This window comes from Streptomyces sp. NPDC005195 (genome assembly GCF_040608315.1).
In the GTDB taxonomy this organism is placed as follows: Bacteria; Actinomycetota; Actinomycetes; order Streptomycetales; family Streptomycetaceae; genus Streptomyces; species Streptomyces kaempferi.
The window spans coordinates 112,525-128,480 of the sequence record NZ_JBEXHZ010000006.1; the positions used below are offsets into that span (position 1 = coordinate 112,525).

General features: G+C 71.7%; 19 protein-coding genes, 1 pseudogene and 1 riboswitch. Of the genes and pseudogenes, 10 read left to right on the top strand and 10 right to left on the bottom strand.

Translation table 11 applies throughout. The features are described from left to right. Positions 1-32 precede the first annotated feature (32 nt). The 4 genes and pseudogenes from ABZV34_RS09820 to bioB all read right to left on the bottom strand — a co-directional run. A pseudogene (locus tag ABZV34_RS09820) lies at positions 33-167 on the bottom strand (SAM-dependent methyltransferase); the annotation flags it as partial. 74 nt (positions 168-241) lie between these two features. Then, positions 242-952 (bottom strand): dethiobiotin synthase, encoded by a 711-nt coding sequence (gene bioD, locus ABZV34_RS09825; protein ID WP_356273045.1) that lies wholly within the window; start codon positions 950-952, stop codon positions 242-244. 1 nt (position 953) lies between these two features. Next, the gene (locus ABZV34_RS09830) at positions 954-2,234 is read right to left on the bottom strand and encodes an adenosylmethionine--8-amino-7-oxononanoate transaminase (protein WP_356273047.1); all 1,281 of its coding nucleotides are present in this window, start codon (positions 2,232-2,234) and stop codon (positions 954-956) included. Further along, a complete protein-coding gene (gene bioB / locus ABZV34_RS09835; RefSeq protein ID WP_356273049.1) occupies positions 2,227-3,426 on the bottom strand; it encodes a biotin synthase BioB in 1,200 nt (399 codons plus the stop codon). Before bioB ends, ABZV34_RS09830 begins: the two co-directional genes overlap by 8 nt. Positions 3,427-3,589: 163 nt before the next feature. Between bioB and ABZV34_RS09840 the strand changes: the two genes are divergently transcribed. Then, positions 3,590-4,723 carry an 8-amino-7-oxononanoate synthase gene (locus ABZV34_RS09840; RefSeq protein WP_356273051.1) on the top strand — a complete coding sequence of 378 codons (1,134 nt, stop codon included), beginning with the start codon at positions 3,590-3,592 and terminating at the stop codon, positions 4,721-4,723. A 12-nt stretch (positions 4,724-4,735) separates the two neighbouring features. Here ABZV34_RS09840 and ABZV34_RS09845 read toward each other — a convergent pair whose 3' ends face one another. After that, positions 4,736-4,960 (bottom strand): DUF397 domain-containing protein, encoded by a 225-nt coding sequence (locus ABZV34_RS09845; protein ID WP_356273053.1) that lies wholly within the window; start codon positions 4,958-4,960, stop codon positions 4,736-4,738. A 12-nt stretch (positions 4,961-4,972) separates the two neighbouring features. Next, positions 4,973-5,830 (bottom strand): helix-turn-helix transcriptional regulator, encoded by an 858-nt coding sequence (locus ABZV34_RS09850; RefSeq protein ID WP_356273055.1) that lies wholly within the window; start codon positions 5,828-5,830, stop codon positions 4,973-4,975. Positions 5,831-6,042: 212 nt separating this feature from the next. Between ABZV34_RS09850 and ABZV34_RS09855 the strand changes: the two genes are divergently transcribed. Then, positions 6,043-6,501 (top strand): ATP-binding protein, encoded by a 459-nt coding sequence (locus ABZV34_RS09855; protein WP_356273057.1) that lies wholly within the window; start codon positions 6,043-6,045, stop codon positions 6,499-6,501. Between the two features lie 64 nt (positions 6,502-6,565). Here ABZV34_RS09855 and ABZV34_RS09860 read toward each other — a convergent pair whose 3' ends face one another. Further along, positions 6,566-7,477, bottom strand: a complete 912-nt coding sequence (locus ABZV34_RS09860) for a LysR family transcriptional regulator (protein WP_356273059.1) — start codon at positions 7,475-7,477, stop codon at positions 6,566-6,568. 120 nt (positions 7,478-7,597) lie between these two features. Between ABZV34_RS09860 and ABZV34_RS09865 the strand changes: the two genes are divergently transcribed. Continuing rightward, entirely contained in the window at positions 7,598-8,269 is a 672-nt protein-coding gene (locus tag ABZV34_RS09865; RefSeq protein ID WP_356273061.1) for a LysE family translocator, read from the top strand. A 60-nt stretch (positions 8,270-8,329) separates the two neighbouring features. Here ABZV34_RS09865 and ABZV34_RS09870 read toward each other — a convergent pair whose 3' ends face one another. The 3 genes from ABZV34_RS09870 to ABZV34_RS09880 form a co-directional block, all read right to left on the bottom strand. Continuing rightward, a complete protein-coding gene (locus ABZV34_RS09870; RefSeq protein ID WP_356273063.1) occupies positions 8,330-8,803 on the bottom strand; it encodes a C40 family peptidase in 474 nt (157 codons plus the stop codon). Positions 8,804-8,806: 3 nt separating this feature from the next. Further along, positions 8,807-8,992: riboswitch (cyclic di-AMP (ydaO/yuaA leader) on the bottom strand. 345 nt (positions 8,993-9,337) lie between these two features. Beyond that, positions 9,338-9,643 carry a hypothetical protein gene (locus tag ABZV34_RS09875; RefSeq protein ID WP_356273065.1) on the bottom strand — a complete coding sequence of 102 codons (306 nt, stop codon included), beginning with the start codon at positions 9,641-9,643 and terminating at the stop codon, positions 9,338-9,340. Positions 9,644-9,650: 7 nt separating this feature from the next. Next, on the bottom strand, positions 9,651-10,307 hold the full coding sequence (locus tag ABZV34_RS09880; RefSeq protein ID WP_356273067.1) for an ATP-dependent Clp protease proteolytic subunit: 657 nt from the start codon (positions 10,305-10,307) through the stop codon (positions 9,651-9,653). Positions 10,308-10,570: 263 nt separating this feature from the next. Here ABZV34_RS09880 and ABZV34_RS09885 point away from each other — a divergent pair, with 263 nt between their 5' ends. The 7 genes from ABZV34_RS09885 (at position 10,571) to ABZV34_RS09915 (ending at position 15,831) form a co-directional block, all read left to right on the top strand. After that, positions 10,571-10,849, top strand: a complete 279-nt coding sequence (locus tag ABZV34_RS09885; RefSeq protein WP_356273069.1) for a type II toxin-antitoxin system Phd/YefM family antitoxin — start codon at positions 10,571-10,573, stop codon at positions 10,847-10,849. Positions 10,850-11,285: 436 nt separating this feature from the next. Continuing rightward, complete coding sequence (locus tag ABZV34_RS09890; protein ID WP_356273071.1) at positions 11,286-11,588, top strand: urease subunit gamma; 303 nt, start codon at positions 11,286-11,288, stop codon at positions 11,586-11,588. A gap of 16 nt (positions 11,589-11,604) precedes the next feature. Further along, positions 11,605-11,916 carry an urease subunit beta gene (locus ABZV34_RS09895; protein ID WP_168526983.1) on the top strand — a complete coding sequence of 104 codons (312 nt, stop codon included), beginning with the start codon at positions 11,605-11,607 and terminating at the stop codon, positions 11,914-11,916. Next, the gene (locus tag ABZV34_RS09900) at positions 11,909-13,630 is read left to right on the top strand and encodes an urease subunit alpha (protein WP_356273073.1); all 1,722 of its coding nucleotides are present in this window, start codon (positions 11,909-11,911) and stop codon (positions 13,628-13,630) included. Before ABZV34_RS09895 ends, ABZV34_RS09900 begins: the two co-directional genes overlap by 8 nt. Beyond that, the gene (locus tag ABZV34_RS09905; RefSeq protein ID WP_356273075.1) at positions 13,630-14,304 is read left to right on the top strand and encodes an urease accessory UreF family protein; all 675 of its coding nucleotides are present in this window, start codon (positions 13,630-13,632) and stop codon (positions 14,302-14,304) included. The genes ABZV34_RS09900 and ABZV34_RS09905 overlap by 1 nt, the downstream gene beginning before the upstream one ends. 88 nt (positions 14,305-14,392) lie before the next feature. Next, entirely contained in the window at positions 14,393-15,076 is a 684-nt protein-coding gene (ureG, locus tag ABZV34_RS09910) for an urease accessory protein UreG (protein ID WP_356273077.1), read from the top strand. Further along, positions 15,064-15,831, top strand: a complete 768-nt coding sequence (locus ABZV34_RS09915) for an urease accessory protein UreD (RefSeq protein ID WP_356273079.1) — start codon at positions 15,064-15,066, stop codon at positions 15,829-15,831. Before ureG ends, ABZV34_RS09915 begins: the two co-directional genes overlap by 13 nt. The last annotated feature ends 125 nt before the right edge of the window (positions 15,832-15,956 follow it).

The following is a 15,956-nucleotide window of genomic DNA, read 5'->3' on the forward strand; positions in this document are numbered from 1 at the left end:
TGACAGACCTGCCTCTGTACACGCGGGTCCAGCAGCCGGTCGCGTACGCCGCCCATGCCCAGCCGCGTCTCGGCGGTCACGCTGACACGGGCGTGGTAGCGGGCGAACAGCGGGTGGTGCACCGGATCCCGTGACACCGTGCCGGAACCGGCCGACCCGAACGCCATGACGGACCTTCCGGAAGGACGGGACCTACCGCGATCGTCCCCCGTGGAGGTCCGTCACACCCTTCGGCGGCCTCTCAGCAGGACCCGGCGAAGGCGTCCGCGTTCCAGGTGCCGCCGAGCGCGGGTGCCAGCCAACCCGGAGCCCCGGCGCGGAATGCGGCGGGCGGGCGGGCGCCGGCCCCCGCGGGCAGCGCGCCCAGCAGCGGTGCTTCGGCCACCACCGGCAGGTCCACGAGGTTGCAACGGGACGCCAGGTCCGCTGAGCCGGGCCAGCTGCCGATCACGAGCCCGGCCAGACCGAGGCCACGGCGCCGGATCTCACGCGCCGTCAGCTCGGTCGTGTTGAGGGTGCCGAGTCCCGCCGCCACGACGAGCAGCACCGGCGCGTCCAGCAGCGTCGCCACGTCCGCCAGCGTGCCGCCCTCGTCGTCGAAGCGGACGAGCAGACCGCCCGCTCCCTCGATCAGCACGAGGTCGTGCTCGGTGGCCAGCTTGACCGCCGCCTCCGCCACCTCCCGGGGCCGCACCGGAGCCAGCCGGGCCCGTCGCGCGGCCGTGGCGGGTGCCAGGGGATCGGGGTAGCGGCCGAGTTCGAGCGTGGTGACAGTCCCCGCGAGCCGGGCCACCTCGTCGGCGTCCCCGCGCTCGTGCGGACCCACGCCCGTCTGCGCGGGTTTGAGGACGGCCACCGACCGTCCGGCGGCGACGGCGACGGCGGCGACGGCGGCCGTCGTGACCGTCTTGCCCACCTCCGTGCCCGTCCCCGTGATCACCAGGACCGCCATGTCATCCCTCCCGCGCCGCCGCGCGGACCGCGCGGACGATCCGTGCCACGTCCTCGTCGCCGGTGACGAACGGCGGCATCGTGTAGACGAGGTCGCGGAACGGCCGCAGCCACACGCCCTCGCGCACGGCGGCGGCGGTCGCCGCCGCCATGTCCACCTCGTGGTCGAGCTGGACGACACCGATCGCGCCCAGCACGCGTACGTCCCGGACCCCCGGCATCGAGGAGGCCTCCGCCAGCCCCTCCCGCAGTCCCGCCTCGATCCGCTTGACCTCGGTCTGCCAGTCCTGTCCGAGCAGCAGGTCGATCGAGGCGCAGGCCACCGCGGCGGCGAGCGGATTGCCCATGAAGGTCGGGCCGTGCGCGAGCACCGGGACCTCGCCGCGCGAGATGCCCTCGGCCACCTCGGCCGTGCACAGCGTCGCCGCCATGGTCAGGTAACCGCCGGTCAGCGCCTTGCCCACGCACATCACGTCCGGCGTCACGCCCGCATGCTCCGCCGCGAAGAGCGTGCCCGTACGGCCGAAGCCGGTCGCGATCTCGTCGAACACCAGCAACACGTCGTGCGCGTCGCACGCCTCCCGCAGCACCCGCAGATACGCGGGGGAGTGGAAGCGCATCCCGCCCGCGCCCTGCACCACCGGCTCCACGATCACCGCGGCGAGTTCGTCCGCGTGGCGCCCGATCAGCTCGCGCAGGTGCGCGGCGTACGACTCCTCGTATCCGGCCGGCGGGGCGTCGGCGAACACCTGGCGCTGCAGCACGCCCTGCCACAGCTCGTGCATCCCGCCCTCGGGGTCGCACACCGACATCGGCTGCCAGGTGTCCCCGTGGTAGCCGCCCCGCCAGGTCAGCAGCCGCTGCTTGGCCGGGCGGCCGAGCGAACGCCAGTGCTGGAGACACATCTTGACGGCGACCTCGACCGAGACCGAACCGGAGTCGGCGAGGAAGACGTGCTCCAGCCCCTCGGGGGAGATGTCGACCAGACGCTTGGCCAGCCGCACGGCGGGCTCGTGCGTGAGCCCGCCGAACATCACATGGCTCATCCGCTCCAACTGGCCGCGCGCCGCGTCGTTCAGCACCGGGTGGTTGTAGCCGTGGATGGCCGACCACCAGGACGACATCCCGTCGACCAGATCGCCGGAGCCGTCCGCCATCCGCAGCCGCACCCCGCTCGCCGACTCCACGACGAGCGGTTCCTGCCGGCCCGGCATCGGCCCGTACGGATGCCAGACGTGACGCCGGTCCAGATCGAGCAGCTCCCGCAGGGACAGGTCAGGCATTGGGCGCGAGATCCGTTCCGGCACCCCGGCGGCGCACGGCGACCAGATCCGTACGCGCCTCGGCGGGCACCTCGACCGAAGCCGAACCGCACACACGGCTCCCCGCGTGCGACCCGCACCCACCGCCTTCGTGGGACCCGCACCCGGCGTCCGCGTCCGTGTGGGCGCCGCAGCCCGCGTCCGCCGTCGCCCGGTGCTCCGGCAGCGTCACCTCGCCCGCGCCCTCCACCTCGAACCCGGCGTCCGCGATCATCTCCAGGTCGGCCTTGCCCGCCTGGCCCTCGCTCGTCAGGTAGTCGCCGAGGAAGATCGAGTTGGCCAGATTGAGGGCCAGCGGCTGCATCGTGCGCAGGTGGACCTCACGGCCGCCCGCGATGCGGACCTCGGCGTCCGGGCAGACGAAGCGGACCATGGCCAGGATGCGCAGACACCGCTGGGGTGTCAGGTTCCACTCCTTGGCGAGCGGGGTTCCCTCGAAGGGGATCAGGAAGTTCACCGGAACGGAGTCGGGATCGAGCTCGCGCAGCGCGTAGACGACGTCCACGAGGTCCTCGTCGCTCTCGCCCATGCCCGCGATCAGACCGGAGCAGGCGGACAGACCCGCCGCGTGCGCCTTCTGCACGGTGTCCACCCGGTCGGCGTACGTGTGCGTGGTCGTGATGTCCCCGTACGTCCCCTCGGACGTGTTGAGGTTGTGGTTGTAGGCGTCCGCGCCCGCCTCGCGCAGCCGCTCGGCCTGACCGTCGGAGAGCAGGCCGAGGCAGGCACACACCTCGACGTTCTCGTGCTGGTCCTTGATCGCCTTGATGGTGTCGGAGACCCGGTCCACGTCGCGGTCGGTCGGACCGCGGCCGCTGGCCACCAGACAGACCCGCTTGGCGCCCCCGGCCAGCCCCGCCGCGGCGGCCTGCGAGGCCTGGTCGGGCTTGAGCCAGCTGTACTTGAGGATCTCGGCCTTGGAGCCGAGCCGCTGCGAGCAGTACGAGCAGTCCTCGGGACACAGCCCGGACTTCAGGTTGACCAGATAGTTGAGCTTCACTCGACGGCCGAACCAGTGCCGGCGGACTTTGCCGGCCGCGGCCACCACGTCGAGCACGTCGTCGTCGGACGTGGCCAGTACGGCCAGCGCCTCGTCACGGGTCGGCAGCTCGCGCCGAAGCCCCTTGTCCACCAGCGTGTTCAACAGGTCCATGAGATCCGATCCTGACGTATCCGGGCGGGTGCGGCCAAGGAGAGATCGCACAACAGAGTCGGTTCGACGTGTGGGTATTGCCACATCCTGGGCGCCGGGCCGTCCCGCTAGGGTCTGTGCACTGCCTACAAAACCACCACCCCCAGGGCCCGGAGGCGCCAGCATGGCCGGATCGCCGTTCGCATGGATCGACGAGCAGGCGCACCAGCGCCGACAGGCCGGACTCGTCCGCACCCTGCGCCCGCGCCCCGCCGACTCGGCCCTGCTCGATCTGGCGAGCAACGACTATCTCGGTCTCGCCCGCCACCCCGAGATCACGGCCGCCGCCGCGGCCGCCGCCCACCGCTGGGGGGCGGGTGCCACCGGATCGCGGCTCGTGTCCGGCACTACCGGACTTCACGCCGAACTCGAACGCGAACTCGCCGACTTCTGCGGCTTCGAGGCCGCGCTCGTCTTCTCCTCCGGGTACGCGGCCAATCTCGCCGCGGTCACCGCGCTCGCGCCGCACGGCTCGCTCGTCGTCTCGGACGCGGGCAACCACGCCTCGCTCATCGACGGCTGCCGGCTCGCCCGCGGCGCCACGCAGGTCGTCGCCCACGCCGACCCCGACGCCGTGGGCAAGGCGCTCGGGACGCACAAGGGTCCCGCCGTCGTCGTCTCCGACACGGTCTTCTCGGTGGACGGCGACGCGGCACCGCTGGCCGGGCTGGCCACGGCCTGTCGCGCACACGGGGCGGCGCTGCTCGTCGACGACGCGCACGGACTCGGGGTGCTGGGCAGGGGCGGCCGGGGCGCGCCGCACGCCGCGGGGCTCGCCGGTGCCCCGGACGTCGTCGTGACCGTCACCCTCTCCAAGTCGTTCGGCAGCCAGGGCGGCGCCGTCCTCGGGCCCGCACCGGTCATCGACCACCTGGTCAACGCGGCGCGCACCTTCATCTTCGACACCGGTCTGGCACCGGCCGCGGCGGGCGCGGCCCTCGCGGCGCTCGGACTGCTGCGCCGCGAGCCGGCGCGCGCCGACCGGGCCCGCGCGGTGGCGACGGCGCTGCACACCCGGCTGACCGCCGAGGGCCTGGAGGCCGTACGGCCGGACGCCGCCGTGGTCTCCGTGCGCGCGCCGTCCCCCGAGCGGGCCGTGCGGTGGGCGGCGGACTGCCGGGAGGCGGGGCTCGCCGTCGGCTGCTTCCGCCCCCCGTCCGTGCCCGACGGCATCTCCCGGCTGCGGCTGACCGCCCGGGCGGATCTCACCGACGCCCAGATCGAGCAGGCCGTACGGGTGGTCTCGGAGAACCGGTGAACGAGGCGGCGGTCAGTTCAGTCCGGTGATGAACCCCTCCCAGCTGGCAGGGGTGAACAGCAGGGCGGGGCCCGCCTTGTTCTTGGAGTCGCGCACCGCGACGAGTCCGGCCCAGGGACCAGGGCCCGGTCGTGCGGTCTCGACGCAGTTGTTCATTCCTGTACTGCGACTGCTGCGCAGCCAGCGGACATCACGGAGTGAAGTACTGAAAGGTACGTACCGAGGCAGTGCGGTCATGGGGGTGCCTCCTTACGCGCCGTCACCTATCGCGGCGATGTAGTCCAACGAGTCCTCGGGTGAAAGGGCGTGGAACCGAAGGGTGTTGAAGACCTCGGTGTAGGCCTGAAGGTCTTCTTTCCGCTCGAGGTAGAGGCTACTCGTCAAGTGGTCGAGAACAACCACGTCCAGATCAGTTGTGTTCGGAAAGGAGAAAATAACGAAAGGACCGGTCACTCCGGCGTGCGCGCCGGCGGCGAACGGCAGTACCTGAAGACGCACTTGGGGAAGAGCGGCGGCCTCCCGCAGCCGGGCCAGCTGCCGGGCCATGACCTCGGGTCCGCCGACCTCTCGACGCAGCACGGCCTCGTCCAGGACCGCGGTCAGTTCCAGCGGCGGATCCGAACGCAGGACGTCCTGCCGGGCGAGGCGCACCTCGACGAGCGCGTCCAGTTTGCCGTCCTCGAGTCCGCCCACGGCCGCCCGCGTCACCGCGCGGGCGTACTCCGGCGTCTGGAGCAGCCCCGGCACCACGGACGTCTCCAGCGTGCGCATGCCGCTGGCCTGGGACTCCAGGCTGATGAAGTCCCGGTAGGCGGGCGGCAGGACCCCCCGATAGGCGTGCCACCAGTGGTGACGCCCGTTGCCCTCGGATCCGGACAGTCCGAGCAGGAGCTCCCGTAAGCCGGGTTCCCGCACGCCGTAAGCGTCCAGGAGGCGCTCCACGTCGGCCGCTTTCACCCCGCTGATCCCCGTCTCGATCCGGCTCACCTTCGACTGATGCCAGCCGACGAGACGGGCCGCCTCACCACTGGTGAGGCCCACACCGGCGCGCAGCGCGCGCAGTTCGGCACCGAGTTTGCGGCGGCGTACCGCGGGACCGTGCTGCATGGCCGTACTCCTTACTCCTTCCGAGCCGCCCAAATACGGTCTGCCGTCGCAGAGTTCACCGCTTCGAGCGACAGATATATGCATATCTCGGTGGATCGCGCCCGTGACCGGCCCAGTGATGGCAGTCTGGCGCGAAGCACCAGTCCGGGACCGTACTCGAACCATCCGCTCCGTGTCGGACTCCGGTCCCGTGGGAAAGGGACGACGTCGTCATGGCAGATCACCAGGAAGCATCCGTCACTCTGCCGAGCGATCCCGCCTCGGTCTGCGCGGCCCGGAGTTTCGTCGTCGACGTGCTGGCCGAATGGGGCCTGCCGCGCGACGCCGAAGCCGCGGACACCGTACGCCTGATCGTGTCCGAACTAGCCACCAACGCCGTCCAGCACACCTTCGGTCAGTCGCCCACCTTCACGGTGGACGTCCGGCTCGACCGGGACGAACAACTGCGCATCGGCGTCACCGACAGCCATCCACGCTTCCCGAAACGCCTGCCCGCCGCCGTCCAACAGGACAACGGCCGTGGGATGGTGATCATTCGTTGGCTGACCGCCGAATGCGGCGGCAGGGTTCTCGTGCGCCCCACCCGGGAGGGCGGCAAGACGGTCTCCATCGAGCTGCCGTGGACGGTGCCGGCCCGGCCGGTGGTGGCCGGCGGCCCACAAGAGCCCTGAGGAAACGATCAGTTGCCCCGCCCGCGCGCGAGTCCGTGCCGCGCGTCCCCGCCGCGTGGCACGCCTACCGCGTGGCACGCCCGAACACGCCGCGCAGCAGGGCCCGGAAGGCCTCGGCCGCGGGTGCCTGCCGGTCGGTCCGGTGGACGACGGAGATCGTACGGCGCAGATCTCCCGGCTCCAGCAGCCGCAGCCCCACCGGGGTCGCCGCCGTCCTGGCCACCATCTCCGGCACCACCGCGACCCCGAGCCCCGCACTGACCAGCGCGCACACCAGGGCGTACCCGGGGCTCTCGACCCGCACGGCCGGGGTGGCCCCGACCCGGGCCAGCGCGGCCTCCACACCCTGCCGGGGCGGATGGTCCGGAGCCATGCTGATCAGCGGCTGTCCGGCGAGTCCGGACAGCGGCAGCCGGGCCGCACCGTCCGCGAGGACGTGTCCCGGAGCCGTGACGAGCACCAGCTCCTCGACCAGCACCGGCTCCGCGTGCACCGACGTGGGGAGGGGTACCGGGTCCGCGGGCTCGTAGGTGTGCGTCAGCGCGAGATCGACCTCGCCCGCCGCGACCGCCGAGACACCGTCCGGGGGCTCGTAGTTCGCGACCGTGAGTTCCACGTCGGGGTGGGCCCGGCGGAAGGCGCTGAGCACCGGCGGCAGCAGATGGATGCCCGCCGTCTGGAAGGTGCCGAGCCGCAGGGTGCCGCCCGACAGACCGGTCAGACGGGCCAGTTCGTGCCGGGCCCGCTCCATCTCGTCGAGCACCCGGCGGGCCCGGGCCACGAGCAGCTCGCCCGCGTCCGTGAGCCGCGCCCCGCGGTGGGACCGCACCAGCAGGGACGCGCCCGCCTCCCGTTCCAGCTTGGCGAGCTGCTGGGAGAGGGCGGGCGGGCTGTAGCCGAGGCGTTCGGCGGCCCGGGTGATGGATCCCGCCTCGGCCACCGCCACCAGGGCCGCCAGCCGTGTCGGGTCGTACATCGAACGCCTCCCCAGGTCCGGGGCACCCCGCGGAGGAGCCCAGGTCTTAACGATTGGTTAAGGCAGACCCAGGATATTCGACATACCTGGTGAAGGCCCGGCCCGGGCACCCTGGTGGCCATGGACGCACAGCTCATCGCCTTCACCGCTGTGGCCGCGGGAATGGTCGCCATGCCCGGCGCGGACTTCACCGTCGTCGTGCGCAACGCCCTCGTCTCCCGCCGGGCCGGGGTGGCGTGCGCGCTCGGGGTCGCGGGCGGGCTCCTCCTGCACACCGTGCTGGCCGTCGCCGGTGTCGCCGCCGTCCTCACGGCCGTGCCCGCGCTGTTCCGCACGCTGCAGCTCCTCGGCGGCGCCTACGTGCTGTACCTGGGCGTACGGACGCTGGGCGGTCCGCGACGGCAGCGGGACCGGGATCCGGACCGGGAGCGCCCGGCGGCGTCCGGCGGGACGCTGCCCCGCGAGGCCGTGGCCGGCGGGCCCGGGGACGGGAGCCGTCCGCTGCGGCAGGGCTTCGTCACGAACGCGCTCAACCCGAAGGCGCCGATCACCTTCCTGAGCCTGCTGCCGCAGTTCGTGCCCGCGGGCAGCCCCGCGATGCCCCGCACCCTGGTGCTGGCCCTGATCGTGGTGGCCGTCGCCCTCGTGTGGTTCCCGGCGGTCGCCCTGCTGGTCGACCGGCTGGGACGGTGGCTGCGCAGGCCGCGTGCCGCCCGCGCCGTGGAAGCGGTCACCGGGAGCGCGCTCACGGTGCTCGGTCTGGTGCTCCTCCTGGAGCCCCTGACGGCCTGAGAGTCTCCCCGCTTCGTGCCGCGAGGGGCGGCGGCCCGGCGCCGCCGCCCCTCGGCCGGGTCAGCTCACACGGCCGTACCAGACGCTCTTCGTCCAGATCTTCTGGAGCTTCACGACCTCCCCGCTCTTCGGGGAGTGCCAGATCTTTCCCTTCCCGGCGTAGATGCCGACGTGGTACACGTTCCGGCCCGAATGGAAGAACACGAGGTCACCGGCCTTGCGATGCGAGGCTGAGATGTGGTGGCTCTTGTTGTACTGCCCGGCGGCCGTACGAGGCAGCTTCTTGCCCGCCTTCTTGTACGAGTACAGCGTGAGCCCGGAGCAGTCGAAGCGGCGCGGCCCGGTGGCCCCGTACCTGTACGGGGCGCCCTTCTTGGATGCCGCGACCTGGAGTGCCCTCGTCGCCGGTGTGGCCGCCTCGGCGTCGGCTGCGACGCCCGGGACCACCAGGCTGCCGCCCACGGCGGCGATGGTCAGAGCCGAGGCCGTACCGGCCCGGGTCAGCAGCGACGGGACACGATTGAGCGCAGTCATGCGCAACCCTTCGTCAACCGCCTGTGAAGGATGACCTGTCGGATTCGGGCTGGCGAAGTAGCCCGGCCGCTTACGCGGCTTCACCCCAAGGACCGCCCGGATCTCTCCGGCGGCCCGTCTTGCTGGGTCCTCCACTCCTGCCGATGCACATCTGTCGACCGGTCATCCGGGCGGCGGCAGGACTCGGCGTCCGCCCGGACCGCCCCGCCGGTGTGGCGGGGGCTTGTCGTCGGAAGGGATCTTCACGCATGGATGTCGGAAAATCCGAGCGGAACCGATGATTTGTGGGGTTACTCACCACTCACCCGTTCGGGTGGACACTCCTCTGTTCGAGGGGCGTTGGGGACGTCGGCAAGGCTCTTACCAGCACCGGAGCACTTCATTGCGCCTTTTGGCTACGCGTGTTGCGCAACTTTTGGGGCCACCCGAAAGGACGCGCGTCTACGCCGTTGGGGGGTACGTCGACTGGTCCGTTTGAAACCCGGTCCGGACGTTCCGCGGATCGGTGTGAGCGGCGCCCCGGTCCTGGATGCCTCAACTGCCGGAGTCGGGCGGCAGGGTGACGCGGGCGGTCCGCCGCTCGCCGTCGAGGACGCGCAGGGCCTGCGCCAGGGTCGGCGCGTGCACCTCGCTCTCGCCCCGCTGGTGCATCAGGGCCAGGGCGTCACGCAGTGCGGTCGCCTTGCCCACGAGTGCCTGGGCGGCGCGGAGCCCGCGATAGGTGTCTCCCGGCCGGCCCGGGTTGATGCGGCCGACCAGGTCGACCACGTCGAGGTAGCGGTCGATCAGCTCGGCCTCGGCGTGGGTCAGTGCGGGCAGCGGAGGCAGTTCGGGCACCATCGGCGGATCACCTCGCGTCGGGTGTGGCGTTCCTCGCACCGGGCGTGGTGCGCGAGTTCTTGCGGCTCGGGATGATCCCGTCCACCAGCCCGTACGCCAGCGCGGCCTGCGCGTCCAGAATCGTGTCCCGCTCGATGTCTGCGGCGACTTGTTCGGGATTTTGCCCCGTGTGCCGTACGAGCATGTCCTCCAGCAGCTTCCGAGTGCGCGTCAACTCCGTTGCCTGGAGGGCTGGATCGCTCGCGTGGCCCGGAACGGGGACGGGCAGAGAGGGCTGACGGATCAGCACCCGTGCACCCGGCAGGGCGAACCGCTTGCCCGGAGTGCCGCCGGCCAGCAGGACGGCGGCGACCGACGCGGCCTGCCCCAGGCACACGGTCTCCACGTCACAGGCGACGAACCGCATCGTGTCGTAGATCGCCGTCATCGCGGTGAACGAGCCACCAGGGCAGTTGACGTAGAGCGAGATGTCCCGCTCCGGCGCCAGGTGTTCGAGGTGCATGAACAGGGCCGTCACGTCGTTCGCCGCGGTGTCGTCGACCGGTGTCCCGAGGAACACGATGCGCTCGTCGAGCAGTTGGGAGTACGGGTCGAGGGACCGGCGTCCCCTGGTCGTGCGAGCGGTGAACTCGGGCAGGACGTGGCGGGCGGACGGTTCGTACATGGCTGGCGCCTCCTCCGGGTGACTCCCCTGTGTGTCGCTACTTGTAAAAAATGTACAGGACGTACGGATCATGTCGAGGGGATCGGCCGACAGCGAAAATCCCGGCGGAGAGGAGGAGGGAGATGCTCCACGGGTACGACGCCGAGGGTCCGGGCCGGACGCGGGATCCGTGGGCGTGGCGGCGGGGGACGTCGCTTTCGGCGGAAGCGGCGGACATCGTCCGTTTCGGGGGAGCGTCAGGGGTCCGGTCTAAGCTGGTGGGCATGGCCTACGAGATTCCGGTGACGCAAGCCAGGGCTGAGCTCGCCGACCTGATCAACCGGGTGGTGTACGGGGGTGAGCGGGTCGTCGTGACGCGGCACGGGAAGCCTCTCGTCGCCCTCGTCTCCGCCGCCGACCTGGAGCGGCTCGAAGAGCTCCGGGATCCCGCCGGGGAGCAGGCGGTCAGCTCCCTCTCCAGCGTCCGGGAGGCCACGTCCGCGCCGCGGGAGCGCCGGCGCTTCGGTATCGCCGCGGAGCACCAGGGGCCCAACGTCTCGTAGAGGAAGGGCGATCGGGGAAGCACGCCGGCTGACAGCCGTACGCCGTGCGTGGTGCCGACCCGCGCGGGCCGAGGACCGCGCCGTATACGGTCCCGGTTCCGGAGGATGTCCGCAGCGGGCCGGGCCGGCCCGCGAGGCGGCCGTCCGCTCGTCGCGGGGCGGGCCGGAACCCGGAGGACCGAGCGGCCCGGCGCCCGCCGTGACCCGGCGCGCCGCTCCGCCGAGGTGCGCGCGGTTCGAGAAAAGATCGTCGGGGTCCACCGGACCCCGGGCCGGCCCGGGGTCGCCCGACACGTCGGCAGGAGCGGACCACAGACCGGTTAACGTCCACGAAACGACGGCCAACTAGCGTGCGCATCCATGCCACCAGGGGTTTTGGTGGCTGCGGCCACCGGACCCCGCACGGTCCGGAGCGAGGACTGTGAGGTGGGACGCCGTGCAACTGACCCCGCACGAGCAAGAGAGGCTGCTGATCCACGTGGCCGCCGACGTGGCCGAGAAGCGCCGGGCCCGCGGACTGAGACTGAACCACCCCGAGGCCGTCGCCCTCATCACGTCGCACCTCCTCGAAGGCGCCCGGGACGGCCGCACCGTGGCCGAACTGATGTCCTCCGGGCGCAGGATCCTCACCCGCGACGACGTCATGGAGGGCATTCCCGAGATGATCCACGACGTCCAGGTCGAGGCGACCTTCCCGGACGGCACCAAACTCGTCACCGTCCACGACCCGATCGTCTGACGGGGGAGCGAGCACCGTGATTCCCGGAGAGATCCTCTTCGCCGAGGGACCCGTCACCTTCAACGAGGGCCGCGAAGTCACCCGGCTGACCGTCCTCAACGCCGCCGACCGGCCCGTCCAGGTCGGCTCCCACTACCACTTCGCCGAGGCCAACCCCGGCCTGGAGTTCGACCGCGCCGCCGCGCGCGGCAAGCGGCTCAACGTCGCCGCCGGCACCGCCGTGCGCTTCGAACCCGGGATCCCCGTCGACGTCGAACTCGTACCGCTCGCCGGTGCCCGTGTCGTACCCGGCCTGCGCGGCGAGACCGGAGGTGCCCTCGATGCCTGACCTCTCCCGCGGCGCGTACGCCGATCTGTTCGGCCCCACCACCGGCGACCGCATCCGCCTCGCCGACACCGACCTGCTCGTCGAGATCGAGGAGGACCGCTCCGGGGGCCCGGGGCGCGCCGGTGACGAGGCCGTGTTCGGCGGCGGCAAGGTCATCCGGGAGTCCATGGGCCAGTCGCGCGCCACGCGCGCGGAGGGCACTCCGGACACCGTCATCACGGGCGCGGTGATCATCGACCACTGGGGGATCGTCAAGGCCGACCTCGGCATCCGCGACGGCCGGATCACCGGCATCGGCAAGGCCGGCAACCCCGACACCATGGACGGTGTCCACCCCGACCTCGTCATCGGTCCTGAGACCGAGATCATCGCGGGCAACGGACGGATCGTCACCGCGGGCGCCGTCGACGCCCACGTCCACCTGATCTGCCCCCAGATCGCCGACGAGGCACTCGCCTCCGGCATCACGACGCTGGTGGGCGGCGGCACCGGTCCCGCCGAGGGTTCCAAGGCCACCACCGTCACTCCCGGCCCCTGGCATCTGGCCCGGATGCTGGAGTCGATGGAGGGGTATCCGCTCAACTTCGGACTGCTCGGCAAGGGCAACACCGTCTCGCACGACGCGATGCTCTCGCAGATCCGCGGCGGCGCACTCGGACTGAAGCTGCACGAGGACTGGGGCTCGACGCCCGCCGTCATCGACGCCGCGCTGACCGTGGCCGACCGCACCGGCATCCAGGTCGCCATCCACACGGACACGCTGAACGAGGCGGGGTTCGTCGGTGACACGCTCGCCGCGATCGGTGGGCGCGGCATTCACGCGTACCACACCGAGGGCGCCGGCGGCGGGCACGCACCGGACATCATGACGGTGGTCTCCGAGCCGCACGTGCTGCCCAGTTCCACCAACCCGACCCGGCCGTACACCGTCAACACCGCCGAGGAACACCTCGACATGCTGATGGTCTGCCACCACCTCAACGCGGCCGTTCCCGAGGACCTGGCCTTCGCCGAGTCACGTATCCGGCCGTCCACCATCGGAGCCGAGGACATCCTGCACGACCTCGGCGCGATCTCGATCATCTCCTCCGACTCGCAGGCGATGGGCCGGATCGGCGAGGTCATCCTGCGGACCTGGCAGACGGCCCATGTGATGAAGCGACGGCGTGGTGCCCTGCCGGGCGACGGACACGCGGACAACCACCGTGTACGCCGCTATGTCGCCAAGTACACGATCAACCCGGCGCTCGCGCAGGGACTCGCCCGCGAGATCGGCTCCGTCGAGACCGGCAAGCTCGCCGACCTCGTGCTGTGGGAGCCCGCGTTCTTCGGCGTCAAGCCGCACCTCGTCATCAAGGGCGGACAGATCGCGTACGCGCAGATGGGCGACGCCAACGCGTCCATCCCGACACCGCAGCCGATCCTGCCCCGCCCGATGTTCGGGGCGATCGGACGGGCGCCCGCCGCGAACTCGTTCAACTTCGTGGCACCGCTCGCGATCGAGGACGGGCTGCCGGAACGGCTCTCGCTGAGCAAGAGATTCATGGCGATCGACTCGACCCGGGGGGTGACCAAGGCCGACATGCGGGAGAACGACGCCCGGCCGCGCGTACAGATCGATCCCGACAGTTTCGCCGTGCGCATCGACGGAGAGCTGGTCGAGGCGACTCCGGCCGCGGAACTGCCCATGGCCCAGCGTTACTTCCTCTTCTGATGTCCCGCGCGGCACTTCTCGTCCTGGCGGACGGCCGCTTCCCCGCCGGAGGGCACGCCCACTCCGGCGGGGCCGAGGCGGCGGTCAGAGCCGGGCGGATCGGCGGGGCGGCGAGCCTGGAGGACTTCTGTCTCGGGCGGTTGCACACGACGGGGCTGGTGTCGGCCGCCCTCGCCGCGGCGGCGGCGCTCGGAGTCGACCCGGTGGCACTGGACTCGGCCGCGGACGCCCGGACGCCGTCGCCCACCCTGCGCGGGGCCGCGCGGCGGCTCGGACGGCAGTTGACGCGGGCGGCGCGAGCGGCCTGGCCGTCCGAGGAACTCGAGACGCTGGCAAGGGAGTTCCCCAAGGGCGCGCATCAGCCCGTGGTGCTCGGGGTGGTGGCACGGGGCGCCGGACTCGGGCCCGAGGACGCGGCGTACTGCTCCGCGTACGAGAGTGTCAGCGGGCCGGCGACGGCGACCGTGCGGCTGCTCAGCCTGAATCCCTTCGACGCGACGGCGGTACTGGCCCGGCTGGCGCCGGAGGTGGACCGGGTCGCTCAGCGGGCGGCCGAGGCGGCGCGGCGTGTGGTGGCCGACGGCGTCGACGCCTTGCCCGCGGGGAGTGCTCCGCTGCTGGAGATCAGTGCGGAAGCGCATGCCGCCTGGGCGGTGCGGTTGTTCGCGTCGTAGGGGGTTCGGTGTCCGGACGGTCCGAGGGCGCCGGAAGGTTCGAAAACGTCGGAGAATTCGGTCTCGGCCGGGAAACGGAGCCGCAATCATGCATGTCGACCATCTTCACGGTCACGACGGGACGTCCGCCGTGAGTGCCGACGCATGGCGCCCCGACGGCTCGCGTCGGGCCCTGCGGATCGGGCTCGGCGGGCCCGTGGGATCCGGCAAGACCGCGACCGTCGCCGCGCTCTGCCGGGCCCTGCGCGACGAGGTGTCGCTCGCGGTCGTGACGAACGACATCTACACGCGCGAGGACGCCGAGTTCCTGCTGCGGGAGGCGGTGCTGCCGCCCGAGCGGATCACCGCCGTCGAGACGGGTGCCTGCCCGCACACCGCGATCCGGGACGACATCTCGGCGAACCTCGAAGCGGTGGAGGACCTGGAGGACGAGGTCGGGCCGCTGGACCTGATCCTGGTCGAGTCGGGGGGCGACAACCTCACGGCGACCTTCTCCAGAGGGCTGGTCGACGCGCAGATCTTCGTGATCGACGTGGCGGGTGGGGACGACATCCCGCGCAAGGGCGGGCCGGGGGTCACCACCGCGGATCTGCTCGTCGTCAACAAGACCGACCTCGCGCCCTACGTGGGGTCCGACCTGGCACGGATGGCCGCCGACGCCAAGGCCCAGCGAGCCGAACTGCCCGTTGTGCTGCAGTCGTTGAGGACCGAGAGCGGTGTCACGGCCGTCGCGGACTGGGTGCGGGGACGGCTCGCCGCATGGACGGTGTGACGACAGCGGGCGTGCGGGCCACCGCACGGATCGCGGCACGCGCCGACGGCCGGGGCGGCACCTCGCTGCCCGTGCTGGAGGGCGAGGGCCCGATCGCGCCACGCCGCACCCGGGCCCACGGCGACGAGGCACGGGTCCTGCTGGTCGGTGCCATGAGCGGCCCGCTCGGCAACGACCGTTTCGCCGTGGAGGCGACCGTCGCCGAAGGGGCACGACTGCACGTCGGTTCGGCCGCCGCGACGATCGCCCTGCCGGGGCAGGCCAAGGGCGAGGCCCGCTACGACGTACGGCTGCGCGTCGCCACGGGAGGTGAACTGCGCTGGCTTCCGGAGCAGTTGATCTCCGCGAACGGGAGTGATCTTCAGGTCACCTCGGGAATCGACCTGGAGCCTGGCGCGCGGCTCGTGTTCCGCGAGGAGCAGGTACTGGGTCGCGTCGGTGAGCAACCGGGCAGACTCACCAGCCGGCTCACCCTCCGACTCGGCGGACGGACCCTGCTGGACCAGGAGTTGTCGTGCGGCCCCGGCGCGCCTGGCGGATGGGACGGTCCCGCCGTCCTTGGAGGACACCGTGCCCTCGGGCAACTTCTCATCGCACGACCGGAGTTCGAGGAGGAGATGCCGCGAGCACGGGTGCTGGGGGAGTGCGCGGCCGTCAATCCGCTGGTCGGACCGGCTGTTCTGGTGAGCGCGGTGGCACCTGACGCGCTGCGGCTGCGGCGGTTTCTGGACGAGGCGTTGAGGTCGTTCGGCTGACTATCCGCTCAACGGGGTGCTGTACACCGCTTATCGGATTAGTAAAGAAGCCCCGTCCCCCCTGTTCTCAGGGACCTCACAGCCGAAAGGATCCCCGTACCAATCGCAACGATGTACGGGGAGGT